The organism is Cellulomonas sp. NPDC089187 (genome assembly GCF_040685135.1).
In the GTDB taxonomy this organism is placed as follows: domain Bacteria; phylum Actinomycetota; class Actinomycetes; order Actinomycetales; family Cellulomonadaceae; genus Cellulomonas.
In genome coordinates this window covers 515,023-529,289 of sequence record NZ_JBFBHI010000001.1, presented here as the reverse complement: position 1 = coordinate 529,289, position 14,267 = coordinate 515,023, and the positions used below count along the sequence as shown (strand labels likewise).

Annotated in this window: 12 protein-coding genes; 7 read left to right on the top strand and 5 right to left on the bottom strand. The window is 69.1% G+C overall.

What is annotated here, in order from left to right; genetic code table 11:
* Positions 1-41: 41 nt before the first annotated feature.
* The 3 genes from AB0N78_RS02540 to AB0N78_RS02530 all read left to right on the top strand — a co-directional run bounded on the left by AB0N78_RS02540 (position 42) and on the right by AB0N78_RS02530 (position 3,503).
* A complete protein-coding gene (locus tag AB0N78_RS02540) occupies positions 42-827 on the top strand; it encodes a lysophospholipid acyltransferase family protein (protein WP_363385419.1) in 786 nt (261 codons plus the stop codon).
* A 106-nt stretch (positions 828-933) separates the two neighbouring features.
* Positions 934-2,154, top strand: a complete 1,221-nt coding sequence (locus tag AB0N78_RS02535; protein WP_363385417.1) for a pyrophosphate--fructose-6-phosphate 1-phosphotransferase — start codon at positions 934-936, stop codon at positions 2,152-2,154.
* Positions 2,151-3,503, top strand: a complete 1,353-nt coding sequence (locus AB0N78_RS02530) for a class II 3-deoxy-7-phosphoheptulonate synthase (RefSeq protein ID WP_363385414.1) — start codon at positions 2,151-2,153, stop codon at positions 3,501-3,503. The genes AB0N78_RS02535 and AB0N78_RS02530 overlap by 4 nt, the downstream gene beginning before the upstream one ends.
* Positions 3,504-3,688: 185 nt before the next feature.
* Here the strand turns inward: AB0N78_RS02530 and AB0N78_RS02525 are convergent, their stop codons facing one another.
* From AB0N78_RS02525 to AB0N78_RS02515, 3 genes are all read right to left on the bottom strand, one after another.
* Positions 3,689-3,937 carry a PTS transporter subunit EIIB gene (locus AB0N78_RS02525; RefSeq protein WP_363385412.1) on the bottom strand — a complete coding sequence of 83 codons (249 nt, stop codon included), beginning with the start codon at positions 3,935-3,937 and terminating at the stop codon, positions 3,689-3,691.
* A complete protein-coding gene (locus AB0N78_RS02520; RefSeq protein ID WP_363385409.1) occupies positions 3,937-4,776 on the bottom strand; it encodes a PRD domain-containing protein in 840 nt (279 codons plus the stop codon). The genes AB0N78_RS02525 and AB0N78_RS02520 overlap by 1 nt, the downstream gene beginning before the upstream one ends.
* A gap of 131 nt (positions 4,777-4,907) precedes the next feature.
* Positions 4,908-6,908: a beta-glucoside-specific PTS transporter subunit IIABC gene (locus tag AB0N78_RS02515; RefSeq protein ID WP_363385406.1), complete on the bottom strand. Its 2,001-nt coding sequence runs from the start codon at positions 6,906-6,908 to the stop codon at positions 4,908-4,910.
* 307 nt (positions 6,909-7,215) lie between these two features.
* On the opposite strand from AB0N78_RS02515, the gene AB0N78_RS02510 reads away from it, so the two are divergent.
* From AB0N78_RS02510 to AB0N78_RS02495, 4 genes are all read left to right on the top strand, one after another.
* Positions 7,216-7,845, top strand: a complete 630-nt coding sequence (locus AB0N78_RS02510) for a histidine phosphatase family protein (RefSeq protein ID WP_363385403.1) — start codon at positions 7,216-7,218, stop codon at positions 7,843-7,845.
* Between the two features lie 214 nt (positions 7,846-8,059).
* On the top strand, positions 8,060-8,335 hold the full coding sequence (locus AB0N78_RS02505; protein ID WP_363385400.1) for an HPr family phosphocarrier protein: 276 nt from the start codon (positions 8,060-8,062) through the stop codon (positions 8,333-8,335).
* A 5-nt stretch (positions 8,336-8,340) separates the two neighbouring features.
* Positions 8,341-10,017, top strand: a complete 1,677-nt coding sequence (ptsP, locus tag AB0N78_RS02500) for a phosphoenolpyruvate--protein phosphotransferase (protein WP_363385397.1) — start codon at positions 8,341-8,343, stop codon at positions 10,015-10,017.
* A 54-nt stretch (positions 10,018-10,071) separates the two neighbouring features.
* Complete coding sequence (locus AB0N78_RS02495) at positions 10,072-11,490, top strand: glycoside hydrolase family 1 protein (protein WP_363385394.1); 1,419 nt, start codon at positions 10,072-10,074, stop codon at positions 11,488-11,490.
* 141 nt (positions 11,491-11,631) lie between these two features.
* Here AB0N78_RS02495 and pknB read toward each other — a convergent pair whose 3' ends face one another.
* Both pknB and AB0N78_RS02485 read right to left on the bottom strand, forming a co-directional pair.
* Positions 11,632-13,620 (bottom strand): Stk1 family PASTA domain-containing Ser/Thr kinase, encoded by a 1,989-nt coding sequence (gene pknB, locus AB0N78_RS02490; protein ID WP_363385391.1) that lies wholly within the window; start codon positions 13,618-13,620, stop codon positions 11,632-11,634.
* Between the two features lie 48 nt (positions 13,621-13,668).
* Positions 13,669-14,267 (bottom strand): transglycosylase SLT domain-containing protein (locus tag AB0N78_RS02485; protein ID WP_363385388.1); only part of this gene is annotated, 599 nt, incomplete at its 5' end.

Below are 14,267 nucleotides of genomic sequence, written 5' to 3'. Positions count from 1 at the left end.
GGCCCACCGCTGTCCCGCAGTCGAGGTCGAGAGGTGTCAGGTTGTTCTACTGGTTGATGAAGCGGGTGCTCATCGGCCCGCTGCTACACCTGCTGTTCCGCCCCTGGGTTCGGGGTGCGGAGCACGTGCCCAGCAGCGGCGGCGCGATCCTGGCGAGCAACCACCTCGCAGTGGTCGACTCCTTCTTCCTGCCGCTGGTGCTGGACCGGGAGATCGTCTTCATCGGCAAGAACGAGTACTTCACCGGCCGGGGGATCAAAGGCCGACTGACCGCGGGGTTCATGCGCGGCGTCGGCACCATCCCGGTGGACCGTTCCGGCGGCAAGGCCTCCGAGGCTGCGCTGCGCACCGGCCTCAAGCGGCTGGAGAACGGCGACCTGTTCGGCATTTACCCGGAGGGCACCCGCAGCCCGGACGGGCGGCTCTACCGGGGCAAGACCGGCGTGGCCCGACTGGCGCTGGAATCCGGTGCTCCGGTGATCCCGGTGGCGATGATCGACACCGACAAGGCCCAGCCGCTCGGCCAGCGCCTGCCCCGTCCGCGCCGGATCGGCGTCGTGATCGGCGAGCCCCTGGACTTCAGCCGGTACAAGGGCATGGAGAACGACCGGTTCATCCTGCGGTCGGTCACCGACGAGATCATGTACGCCCTGATGAGCATCTCCGGCCAGGAGTACGTCGACATCTACGCCGCCACCCAGAAGGCCCGGATCGCCACCGGTCACCCAGAGGTCGCGGCTGCCCCGCAGTCGGCCGCGCCCGGTGGCCGTGAGGTGCCCGATGTCCAGGTTCCGGTCCCGCCGGAGGACGAGGCTCCCGCTCAGTAGGATGTGAGCGCCGAGGACCTCGGTCCCGGAATCTTCCCCGCCCGATGGCCTTCAGTGGCCCCGGGCAGAACGCCCAGCTGTGCAGTTCCAACGAGAGGTGTGTCTCATGTCGGTTCGTCGCGTCGCGCTCCTGACCGCGGGTGGCTTCGCTCCGTGCCTGTCCTCGGCCGTCGGTGGTCTGATCGAGCGGTACACCGAGATCGCGCCGGAGGTCGAGATCATCGCCTATGAGCACGGCTACTACGGGCTGCTCAAGGGCCAGAAGATCGTCGTCACCGACGCCGTCCGGGAGAAGGCCGGCCTGCTGCACCGCTTCGGTGGCTCGCCGATCGGCAACTCGCGGGTGAAGCTCACCAACCAGGCTGACTGCGTCAAGCGCGGTCTGGTCGCCGAGGGCCAGGACCCGCTGCAGGTCGCCGCCGAGCAGCTCAAGGCCGACGGTGTGGACGTGCTGCACACCATCGGCGGTGACGACACCAACACCACCGCCGCCGACCTGGCCGCCTACCTGGCCGAGAACGACTACGACCTCACCGTCGTCGGTCTGCCCAAGACCATCGACAACGACGTCATCCCGATCAAGCAGTCGCTGGGTGCCTGGACCGCCGCCGAGGAGGCCGCGGGCTTCGCGGCGAACATCATCGGCGAGCACCGCTCCGGCCCGCGCATGCTGATCGTGCACGAGGTCATGGGTCGGCACTGTGGCTGGCTGACCGCCGCTGCCGCTGTCGAGTACCGCAAGTGGCTGGACCAGCAGGAGTGGCTGCCGGAGATCGGTCTGTCCCGTGAGCGCTGGGACATCCACGCGGTGTTCGTGCCCGAGGCCAAGATCGACATCGATGCCGAGGCTGCCCGCCTGCGCACCATCATGGACGAGCAGGGCAACGTCAACATCTTCCTCTCCGAGGGTGCGGGCATGCACGAGATCGTCGAGCAGCTCGAGGCCTCCGGCCAGGAGGTCGGCCGGGACGCCTTCGGCCACGTCAAGCTGGACACCATCAACCCCGGCCAGTGGTTCGCGAAGCAGTTCGCGGAGAAGCTGGGCGCGGAGAAGGTCATGGTCCAGAAGTCGGGCTACTACTCCCGGGCCGCCGCGGCTAACGCCGAGGACCTGCGCCTGATCAAGTCGATGACCGACCTCGCGGTCGAGTGCGCCCTCAAGGGCGAGCCCGGCGTGATCGGCCACGACGAGGAGGACGGCGACCGGCTCAAGGCGATCGCCTTCCCGCGGATCGCCGGTGGCAAGCCCTTCGACATCAGCCAGCCGTGGTTCGGCGAGATGCTGTCGGAGATCGGCCAGCCGCTGGTGCCCGCGAGCCACTCGTGAGCGTGGAGCCGGACCCGTCCGTCGTGGCGGGTCTGGACCACTGGCGCACCCTCGACGCCGCACAGCAGCCCGCCTGGCCGGACGCTGACGCCCTGAACCGGGTCAGCGACCGGCTGGCGGCGCTGCCGCCGCTGGTGTTCGCGGGGGAGGCCGATGCGCTGCGCGCGCAGTTGGCCGCCGCAGGGCGGGGTGAGGCGTTCCTGCTCCAGGGCGGTGACTGCGCCGAGACCTTCGCGGAGGCCACCGCGGACAACATCCGCGGCAAGATCATGACCATCCTCCAGATGGCGGTGGTCCTGACCTACGGCGCGAGTCTGCCCGTGATCAAGATGGGCCGGATGGCCGGGCAGTACGCCAAGCCGCGATCCTCGAACGAGGAGACCCGCGAGGGTGTCACGCTCCCGGCGTTCCGGGGCGACATCATCAACGGCTACGAGTTCACCGAGGAGTCCCGGACCCCGGACCCGCAGCGGCTGCTGGAGGCGTACCACACGTCCTCGGCGACGCTGAACCTGATCCGCGCGTTCACCACCGGGGGCTTCGCGTCCCTGCTGCGGGTGCACGAGTGGAACCGGGGCTTCATGGCCAACCCGGCGTACTCCCGTTATGAGGAGATCGCCGCGGAGATCGACCGTGCGATCCGGTTCATGGCCGCCTGTGGTGCGGACTTCGATGCGCTGCGGACGGTGGACTTCTACTCCTCGCACGAGGGACTGCTGCTGGATTACGAGCGACCGCTGACCCGGATCGACTCGCGCACCGGACTGCCCTACGACTGCTCAGCGCACTTCCTGTGGATCGGGGAGCGCACCCGGCAGCTGTCCGGCGCGCATGTCGACTACTTCGCGCGGGTGCAGAACCCACTCGGGGTGAAGCTCGGCCCGACGACCACCGCCGATGATGCGCTGGCGCTGATCGACCGGCTGAACCCGAGCGGCGAGCCCGGCCGGATCACCTTCATCACCCGGATGGGGGCTTCGCGGATCCGCGACGTGCTGCCCGGCCTGGTGGAGAAGGTCACCGCGGACGGCCGACCGGTCACCTGGGTGTGCGACCCGATGCACGGCAACACCATCACGGCGTCCAACGGGTACAAGACCCGGCGGTTCTCCGATGTGATGGACGAGGTCACCGGCTTCTTCGACGTGCACCACGCCCTCGGCACCGTCCCCGGTGGGCTGCACATGGAGCTCACCGGCGATGACGTCACCGAGGTGTTGGGTGGCGCGGAGGAGATCGACGACGAGGGCCTGGCCCGCCGCTACGAGACCCTGGTCGACCCGCGGCTGAACCACCAGCAGTCGCTGGAGCTGGCCTTCCAGGTCGCGGAGCTGCTCCGCCGACACTGAGCCGTACACAGAAGGGGCCGGGAGATCACTCCCGGCCCCTTCTGTATGCGCGAGTTCGATACATCCGCGCCGAGGTCGTCAACCCGGCCCTCGACCTCGCGACCGCAGCACCGAACTCGCCACCGAGGCGGATCGTGCGGCCGCGGGTCGGCGGTCAGCGCGCGGGTCGGGTGTGAGTGCGGGGGTCAGGCGTGCAGGAGCTCGCGGACGACGCGGCTCACCGGGATTGCCCGGGCACCGAGCACCACCTGGAACTGCCCACCCTGGACCTGCACCATGGGCACCTCGTCCAGTGCGGTGATCGCCTCGTCATCGCGGGCGTCCCAGTCGCGCAGCACCAGCCGCAGACGGCTCCAGCACGCGGTCACGTCCTCAACGTTCTCCGCGCCGCCGACCAGGGCGAGCACGGTCTCGGCCAGCGTCCGGTCGTCCATCAGGACACCGCCCCGGTCAGGCGGGCGATGTGCAGGGTGAGGTACAGCATCTCGTCACCGGAGATGTGCCAGCCGAAACGTTCGGTGAGCAGGTCCCGCACGGCCTCGGCGCTGGCGTAGGCCTTCGGGTGTTGGCGGCGGACGGTGTCGGTGAGCACGCCCTGCTGGTCCTCCAGCATCACCCCGCGCTGCTGGCGCACCACCAGATAGCGCAGGTGGGTGATGAACCGGGCGACGTCCAGGGATTCCTCGTCCAGGGCTAGTCCGAGCTGTTCGCGCAGGATGCCGAGCACGGCACCGAAGACCTCGGTCATCTCCATGGTGCGGCTCAGGTCGTCCGCGCCGAACTGCGCGTTGACAAAGTGCAGCGCCAGCGGCACCGCCTCCAACTGGGGGAGTTCCACCCCGGTGCGCTGCCGGATCAGCTCCAGCGCCTCCCGGGCGAACGCCACCTCGCGCGGGTAGAGGTGCAGCACCTCCCACTGCAACGGGTAGGTGATGGTCAGTCCCTCATCGGCGCGCTGCAGCGCGAAGACGATGTGGTCCGCCAGCGGGATGATCACATGCGGATCGATCTGGGTGCCCAGTCGCTGCCGCGCCAGGTCGACAATCTCCTGAGTGAGGTCGATCCGGTCGGCGGGAATCTCCTCCACCAGCGCGGCGATCCGCTCCGGCGTCGTCGACCCGCCGGGAACGAAGGTCCGCTCCACCGCATCGGAGCGCACCTCGTCGCCCGGCTTCGCCTGGAAGCCGAGGCCCTTGCCCATCAGCACGAACTCCTGACCCCGATCATCGGCAGCCAGCAGCACGTTGTTGTTGAAGACCTTGGTGACCTGCACCTGCGCTCCGTATCTACTCCAGACGCCGGTGTCCCGGACCGCAGAGGCCCGGGACACCGGCGTTCGGTGTGCGGAGTCGGATGGTATCCGTCCCCGCTGTTCGTCCTACCAGATGGCGGGACGGGAGGGAATCAGCCGACCACAGTCAGCAGCGGGGTGCCGCTGGTGGTGTCACCGGCCGGAGCGGCCACGACATCGGCGTAGCTGTCGGTGTTGGTGACAAGCACGATGGTGGTGGTGTCGAGTCCGGCGGCGCGGATCGCCGCCAGGTCGACGGACACCAGGGGAGTGCCGGGCAGCACCTGCGCGCCCTGCTGTACGGCCGGGGTGAAGCCCTTGCCCTCCAGCTCGACGGTGTTGATGCCGACGTGCACCAGCACCTCGACGCCGTCATCGGAGACCAGACCGTAGGCGTGCGGCAGCACGCTGACCACGGTGCCGCTCACCGGGGAGACGATCTGCCCGTCGGCGGGAACCACACCCACACCCTTGCCCAGCGCACCGGAGGCGAAGACCTTGTCGGCGACCTCGGACAGCGGGATGACGGTGCCGTTCACCGGGGCAGAAACCTCGACGACCTTGGTGTCGGTGAGGGTGGCAGTGGTGGTGCCGGAACCGCTCGCGGTCGGAGCAGTGCCGGTGGCCGCAGCCGCCGCGGCATCCTCCTTATTCGGGATGTCCTTGAACCCGAGAATGAGGGTGAGCAGGAAGGCCAACACCACGGCCACCGAGGTGCCGATCACCACGGAGGCGAAGCCGTGGTTGAGGGCGGCCGTGATGGTGATCAGGCCGGGCAGGGCAAAGACGTCCGTCGCACCCTTACCGAGGGCGACGATGGCACCACCGATGGCACCCGAGATGGCCGCGTAGATGAACGGCTTCTTCAGTCGCAGGGTGACACCGTAGATCGCGGGCTCGGTGATACCGGCCAGGAAGCCGGAGACCGCGGCGGGACCGGCAACGGCGCGCAGGTCCTTGTTCTTGGTGCGGATCAGCACGGCGACAACGGCACCGGCCTGGGCCAGCACGGCCGGGAACAGGGCAGCGGTCAGGTAGGAGAAGCCCGGGTCCTGCAGCTCAGACTGCATGATCGGCACGAAGCCCCAGTGCACGCCGAAGATCACGAAGACCTGCCAGAAGCCCGCGATCAGCGCGCCGCCGAGCCACGGGACGGTGTCCCAGACGGCCTCGATCCCGGCGGAGATGCCGGAGGACACCAGGTTGGCCAGCGGGCCGATCAGGATGTAAGTGAAGGGGACCAGCACGGCGAGCACGATGACCGGCGTCACGAAGTTGCGCAGGAAGTCCGGCAGGATCTTGCTCACCAGCGGCTCGAACTTCGACTGCACCCAGACCGCGACCAAGATCGGGATCAGCGCGGACAGCGAGCTGGGCAGTGCGACCGACCAGTCGAAGGCCTGCGGGATGCCGAACAACAGCGGAATTCCCAGGAAGTTGACGTCGCCGCCACCCGCGGAGAATGCGGTCAAGCCGACGAGCACCGGCGAACCGTCCGGGTTGAGCGCACCGTCAGGCGAGGCCAACTGCGTGAACAGGTCGCCATAGAGCAGACCGGCCGCAATAGCGACAGCGGTGTAGACGTTCGCCTTGAACTTCCGCGCTGCGGTGATGGCCAAGAAGATCGGCAGGAGCTGGAACGCGGCATCGCCCGCTGCGTACCAGAAAGCGTAGGTGGTGGTGCCAGCAAAGTCGGGGGAGATCTTCGCGACCAGCGCCAGCAGAGCCTTGATCAGACCGGTCGCTGCCAGCACCCACAGGAACGGCGTGAAGATGCTGGTGATCATGTCGATGATCCGGGCCATCAGGTTGCCCTTCTCACCGACCTCGGCCTCATCGGCGCTGCCGTCACCGGTGTTGACGCCCATCGCTCCGAGCGCCTCGTGCACGCGGGGCACGGTGTTGCCGATGACCACCTGGAACTGGCCGCCGGACTCCATCACCGTGATGACGCCGGAGGTCGACTCCACGGCGTCCTTGTCGGCGAGTGCGCGGTCCTTGAGTCGGAACCGCAGGCGCGTCGCGCAGTGCACCACCGACGCGACGTTCTCCTTGCCGCCGACGCCGCGCAGGACGTCCTCGGCAATCGTCTGATACTTGCTGGCGGAAGCCACGATTCCTCCTCGAATCCGTGTCGCGCCGCATCCGGGGAGGGTCTGGACAACAAAAAAACCCGAGTCGGCGCAAACCGGACACCGCGGATACGGGTCCAGCTCGCTCGACTCGGGTTTTGCCTGCGTCAGCAGTAACAATCCCAGTTCTGCGCGGTCGCCAGGGGGGCGACGGGCGCACAGCTTGCCTCATGGATTCCTGCCCTGTCAACGTCGCAGGTGGGCGGCCCGGCATGGGTACGGTGACGCCATCCCCAGCCGCGCCACATTCCGGACGCCCACGCGCCCGCAACCAGGAGGAGGCCCACAGGTGGCGACGACGCTGCACCTGGTCCGACACGCCCAGACGGTCTACAACACCCAGCACGTGTTGCAGGGCTGGTCGGACTCGCCGCTGACCGAGGACGGTCTGGCGGGCATCCGCCGCACCGCCGCCGCACTGGCCGACGTGCCCTTCGTGGCGGCGTACGCGAGTCCGCTCGGTCGGACGATCACCAGCGCCCGGGAGATCCTGGCGCACCATCCCGGTGTCGAGCTGATCGCCGAGGAGGGCATCAAGGAGTTCGACTTCGGCGATTGGGAGACGCTGCCGGAGGCTGACCTGGCCGCGGAGCATGAGCCGGTGGCGATGTGGAACGGGGTGCTGGATGGCACCTTCCCGGGTCTACCCGGAGCCGAGCCGACGGTGGTCTACCACCGTCGGGTGGCGGAGGCCTTCGCCCGGATCGAGCGGGCGCACACCGGCGACGTGCTGGTGGTCAGCCACGGGGTGACCCTGTTCGCGTACCTGTCGCAGCTGACCACGATGCCGCTGACCACGGTCCCGAACGGCAGTGTCACCACGGTCCGGATCGGGGACGACGGGCACCGGGAGCTGATCGAGTTGGCGCGCAACGTCGCGGGCCACGGCATCGACTACGACCCACTGGCAACCGTCTGACCAGCGATGTCCCGCGCCGGGCCCGCGGTCATTTGACCCGGGCCCGGTGTGACGGGTATAACGATCTGGCCATCCACGAGGATTGTTACTGACTCGATCAGGCAAGACCTGTCACGGACCGCTCTCGCGGTCGGTGCAGGTCTTTTTTGTTGCCCGGCCGGCGGAGAAGTCGGCGGGTGTACCGCACGTTTGACTGCAATGGGGAGTCCGACCAGTGCCGCAGCGCAATGTCACCATCGCCTCGTCCGTGGGCCTGCACGCCCGTCCCGCCGGCATCTTCACCAAGGCCGCAGCCGCCACTGGTGCGCAGGTCACCATCGGCCGCCCGGGTGCCGCCGCGGTGAACGCCGCCAGCCTGCTCATGGTCATGGGCCTGGGCCTCAAGCACGGCGAGACCGCCGAGCTGACCGTGGAGGGTGACGGCGCTGACGCCGCCCTCGACCAGCTCGCCGAGCTCCTGTCCACCGACCTCGACGCCGCCGGGGAGTGACCACCATGGCCGGGAAGACCCTCAATGGTGTGGGTGTGGGCCGGGGACTCGTCCTCGGCCCGGTCGCCGTCGCCCGTCCTGCGATCGCTCTACCTGAGCCCGAGGCTCCCGCAGCGGCGGGGGATCTCGACCGGGTGAAGGCTGCCTTCGCCACGGTCGCGGCCTCGCTGCAGCAGCGGGCTGATGCGGCCGAGGGAACCCTGGCCGAGGTGCTGGGTGCCACCGCGCAGATGGCCGAGGACCCGGCCCTGCTGGGTGACGTCGAGCAGCGGATCGCTGCCGGCACCGGACCCGCGCACGCGGTCAGTGAGGCCGTGGAGCAGGTCTGCGAGATGTTCACCGCTGTCGGCGGGTACATGGCTGAGCGGGTCACCGATCTGCGCAGCGTCAAGGACCGCGTGATCGCGCAGGTGTTGGGCGCGCCGGAGCCCGGGCTGGGCGAGTTGACCGAGCCCTCCGTGGTGGTGGCTGAGGATCTGTCCCCGGCGGACACCTCCGCGCTGGACCTGGACAAGGTGTTGGGCATCGTCACCGAGCAGGGTGGCCCCACCGGGCACACCGCGATCATCGCCGGACAGCTCGGTCTGCCGTGCATCGTGCGGGTGGCGGGTGTGACGGAGCTGGCCTCCGGCACTGTGGTCGTGGTGGACGCCGCGGCGGGCACCGTGATCACTGAGCCCGATGACGCGCTGGCCCAGCAGGTGGTGGAGCGTCGCGCGGCTGCCGAGCGATTGGCCACGGACACCGCACCGGGTGCCACCTCCGACGGTCACCGGGTGCAGCTGCTCGCCAACATCGGCACCGCCGCGGATGCCGAGCGTGCCGCCGCCACCGCGGTGGAGGGTGTGGGCCTGTTCCGCACCGAGGTGTTGTTCCTGGAGCAGCAGACCGCGCCGACGGTGGACGACCAGGTCGCCACCTACACCGCCGTGCTGAACTCCTTCGCCGGTCGCAAGGTCGTTGTGCGCACCATCGACGCGGGTGCGGATAAGCCGTTGGCCTTCGCGCAGCAGTCGGTGGAGGAGAACCCGGCACTGGGTGTGCGTGGGTACCGCCTGGTGCGGACGCTGCCGCAGCTGCTCGCCGACCAGCTGACCGCCCTCGGGCGCGCGCAGCAGGAGACCGGCGCCGAGCTGTGGGTGATGGCGCCGATGATCGCCACCCCCACCGAGGCCGCCGACTTCGCCGAGGCCGCCCGCGCCGCCGGACTGAAGACCGTGGGCGTCATGGTGGAGGTGCCCGCCGTGGCCCTGCGCTGCGCCGACGTGCTGGCTGATGTCGACTTCGTCTCGCTGGGCACCAACGACCTGGCGCAGTACACGATGGCCACCGACCGCCTGCGCGGTGAGCTCTCCGACCTGCTCGACCCGTGGCAGCCGGCCGTGATCGACCTGGTCGCCGCCACCGCCGAGGGCGGGAAGACCCAGTCCAAGCCGGTGGGCGTGTGCGGCGAGTCCGCCTCCGACCCGCTGATGGCGCTGGTGCTCACCGGGCTGGGTGTCACCAGCCTGTCCATGTCTCCCTCTGCGGTGCCGGCCGTCCGCGCCGCGCTGCGAGGGCACACCCTGGCCCAGTGCCAGGCGATCGCCGCCGCCGCCCGTGCGGCGCGCACCGCTCCCGAGGCCCGGGCTGCCGCACTCGAGCTCACGGACCCCGAGGTCAAGCAGCTGCTCGGCCTCTGATTCACCCCGCGGCTGCGGCCGCGACCAAGTCGACGACGACGGAAGGTGCATTCTGTGACGACCACGACCCCGTTCCCCGAGGGCTTCCTGTGGGGCGGCGCCACTGCCGCCAACCAGCTGGAGGGTGCCTACAACGAGGGCGGTAAGGGCCTGTCCATCCAGGACATCATGCCCCGCGGCATCTCCGGTCCGCCGAGCGCGGAGCCGACCGAGGACAACCTCAAGCTGGTCGGCATCGACCACTACCACCGGTACGCCGAGGACATCGCGCTCTTCGGTGAGATGGGCTTCAAGACCTACCGGTTCTCTATCGCCTGGTCCCGCATCTTCCCGAATGGTGACGACGCGGAGCCGAACGAGGAGGGCCTGGCCTTCTACGACCGTCTGCTCGACGAGTGCGAGAAGTACGGCATCGAGCCGCTGGTGACGATCTCCCACTACGAGACGCCGCTGAACCTGGCCAAGAAGTACGACGGCTGGGTCTCCCGCGACATGATCGGCTTCTTCGAGAAGTACGTGCGGACGATCTTCGGTCGCTATGGCAAGCGCGTGAAGTACTGGCTGACCTTCAACGAGATCAACGCCGTGCTGCACGCCCCGCTGATGAGCGGTGGCATCCTCACCCCCAAGGAGCAGCTGTCCAAGCAGGACCTGTACCAGGCGGTGCATCACGAGCTGGTCGCGTCCTCGCTGGCCACCAAGATCGCCCGCGAGATGATGCCGGAGGCCAAGATCGGCTGCATGGTCATCGCGGTGCCGTTCTATCCGCTGACCCCGGCCCCGGCGGACGCCTTGGCCGCGCAGAAGGCGGACCACGAGAACCTGGCCTTCGGTGACGTGCACGTGCGCGGGGAGTACCCGGGCTACCTGCTGCGTCAGCTCAAGGAGATGGGCGTCGAGCTGAACATCACCGACGAGGACCGCGCGCTGCTCAAGGAGCACACGGTCGACTTCGTGTCGTTCAGCTACTACATGAGCTCGACCCAGACCGCGGACGCCTCGAAGATCCCGTCGAACGGCAACCTCATCATGGGCGCGCCGAACCCGACGCTGGAGGCCTCCGAGTGGGGTTGGCAGATCGACCCGGTCGGTCTGCGCATCGTGATGAACCAGTTCTGGGAGCGGTGGCAGAAGCCGCTGTTCATCGTCGAGAACGGGTTGGGTGCGAAGGACGAGCTGGTCGAGGTCGACGGGGTCAAGACCGTCGTCGACGACTACCGGATCGCTTACCTCAACGACCACCTGGTGCAGGTCGGCGAGGCGATCAAGGACGGTGTCGAGGTCTGGGGTTACACCACCTGGGGCTGCATCGACCTGGTGTCGGCGTCCACCGCGCAGCTGAGCAAGCGCTACGGATTCGTCTACGTGGACCGTAACGACGACGGCACCGGCACGCTGGACCGCTTCAAGAAGAAGTCCTTCGACTGGTACAAGAACGTGATCCGTACCAACGGAGGCAGCCTCACCGCGTGATCATGCGGTGACATCGGGCAACGGCCCGGCCGGGGTTCGTGGTGGGCCCCGGCCGGGCCGTTCTCATGTCCGCCTGCTCTGATCCCGTTCGCGAGTCGTGGTCGCGACTGTCCTGTTCGCGCCAGTGCCCTGCGTGCGAGGTCAGACGACGGTCAGTGTGACGGTGCTGCCCTTGGCGACCTGGGTGTCCGCGGCGACGCTCTGGTCGCGGACGGTGCCAAAGATGCCGCCCAACACGTTCTGCCGCTCGGCGGTCAGGCCCAGGTCCTGGAGGATCTGCTGCGCCTCCTCGAACTGCTTGCCGCGCAGATTCGGGACGGTGACCAGCTCGGGCCCCTTCGACACCTGGACGGTGACGGTGTCAGTGCGGTGCGCGGCGGCACCGGGTTCGGGGCTCTGGCTGACCACGCTGCCGGCGGGCACCGTGTCGGAGAACACTTCTTCCGGAGCGATTTGGAGCCCGGCGTCGGCGAGCTGTTCGGTGGCAGCCTCCACCGTCGCCCCGATCACCGAGATCACCGTCACAGGAGCGGGGCCGGAGGAGACTGTGAGCACCACAGTGGTGCCGCGCTTGAGCTGCGCGCCGGCCTCCGCAGGCTGACCGTCCGGTCCGATCACGCTCAGCACCAGGCCGTTGGCGACGTCGTCGGAATGCTCCGGGTCGTCGTACTCGACGGAGAATCCCGCTGCGGCCAGAGCTGTCTCCGCGTCGGCCTGGAGGGCACCGGCCAGTCCCTCCGGAACGGATACCAGATCCGGACCCTTCGACACCGAGACGGTGACGGTGCCTTCCTTGCGCACGCGCTCACCGGAGCCCGGGTCCGAGTCGACGACCGTGCCGACAGCGGCCTCGTCGTCGAAGACCTCCTCGACGGTGACCCCCAATCCGGCGTCGTCCAGTGCGGCCCGGGCCTCGTCGGCGGTCAGAGACTGGATCTGCGGAACGGTGGTGTAAGCACCCGGCCCGGCGGCGGTGTACCACCAGATCCCGCCGGCGATCGCGGCGAGCAGCAGCACTGCCGCGCTGATCAGGGCCCAGCGTCGACGGCGGGGAGCGGTGCCGTCGGTGGGGGAGTCGGCGGGCTCGGTAGCCGGCTCGACGCCCAGCCCGATGGGCAGCGCCACAGTGCCGCCGCGGGAGAGCGCCTCGATCCGTGACGTGGCGGCGTCCCCGGCCGCGTCTGACTCGGCGGCCAGACTTCCGCTGTCGTCGTCGCTCGGCGGGACGGCCGCCGCGGTGGGTTCGACGTCGGTGCGGCGGGCGAGGGTGGCCTCGTCGAGTTCCGCGCGGGTCCGCCGGACCAGGGCCAGGGCAGCGGCCGCGTCGGCGGGACGGTCGTCGGGATCACGGGCAGCCAGCGCGCCGACCAGCGCATCGACCTCGGTGGGCAGCCAGTCGGCGACCTCGGAGGGCGGGGGCACGTCGTCGTTCACGTGCTGGAAGGCGACCTGGATCGGGGTCTCGCCGGTGAAGGGCTGACGTCCGGTGATCGCCTCATACAGCAGCACACCCGCGGCGTACACGTCGGTGCGGGCATCCGATGCGCCGCGGGTGACCAGCTCCGGGGCGAGGTAGGCCACCGTCCCCAACACCGTGCCGGTGGTGGCGGAGGTGACCTCCGTGACCGCGCGCGCCAGACCGAAATCGCCGACCTTGATCCGGTCCTCGGCGGTGAGCAGCACGTTCTCCGGCTTGATGTCCCGGTGCACCAGCCCAGCCCGGTGTGCGGCGGACAACGCGTCCAGGACCTGTTCGGTCATGTCGAGCGCGTCGGCGACGGTGAGCGAGCCCCGCTCGGACAGTCGACGCCGGAGGTTCCCGCCGGGGACGTACTCCATCGTCAGATAGGACGTCTCACCGTCCAGGCCCTGATCGAAGACCGCGACCAGTCCGGGGTGGGTGAGTCGAGCGGCAGCCCGAGCCTCCCGGCGGAACCGCGCCACGAAGTCCGCCCCGCCGGAACCCTCCGCCAGGTGCGGATGCATCACCTTCAGCGCGACTTCACGGTCCAGCCGACGATCCACCGCCAGGTACACGGTGGCCATACCGCCGCGCGCGATGCGCGAGACGACCTGGTACCGGCTGTCGACCAGCTGGCCGACGAGCGGATCGGTGATAGTGGTTCCCACGGGTCGGAGTCTACGGGGAGGGCCCTGGCTTCCCCGGGAGGCCGTGTGTCAGAAGCGTGCCGTCAGAGTTTGGACGTTGGCGACATAGCGGCGGGTGTCGGAGAACATCCCGTTGCTGCGCACCGAGCCCAGGCCCTGGTAGTACGACGCGATGGCGGTGGCGGTGTCGCCGCCGGTGGACTTGAGCAGCTGCCGGATGATCGCGACGCCGGCCACGACATTGTCGTCCGGGTCGAGCAGGTTGAGCTCGCGGCCGACCAGGTCGGAGGCCCAGTCGCCCGAGGTCGGGATGACCTGCATCACGCCGATGGCGTTGGCGGGGGAGACCGAGGTGTGGTCGAAGCCGGACTCCTGGAAGGCGATGGCCTGCGCCAGCGATGGGTCCACGCCCATCTGGCGGGCGGTGCTGGCGACCTTGGCCTGCATCTCCGAGCGGGAGGGCACGCCGATGGACAGCAGGGTGGCCTTGTTCTGGTTGGCCGAGGCGACGGTGGCGGACGGGTAGGTCCGGCCGAGGAAGGTGCTGCCGACCAGCTGCTGACCCGAGGACGGGGCGGCGGTGGTGGTCGGTGCGGCGCTGGTGCTGCCACCGGGGATGGTGAGGGTCTGGCCGGCGCGGATGAAGGCCTGGGCGTTGAGGCCGTTGG

Coding starts and splice junctions, on each gene's coding strand:
- AB0N78_RS02535 (WP_363385417.1), top strand. CDS start 934: ATGTCGGTTCGTCGCGTCGCGCTCCTGACCGCGGGTGGCTTCGCTCCG.
- AB0N78_RS02525 (WP_363385412.1), bottom strand. CDS start 3,937: ATGGACGACCGGACGCTGGCCGAGACCGTGCTCGCCCTGGTCGGCGGC.
- ptsP (WP_363385397.1), top strand. CDS start 8,341: ATGGCCGGGAAGACCCTCAATGGTGTGGGTGTGGGCCGGGGACTCGTC.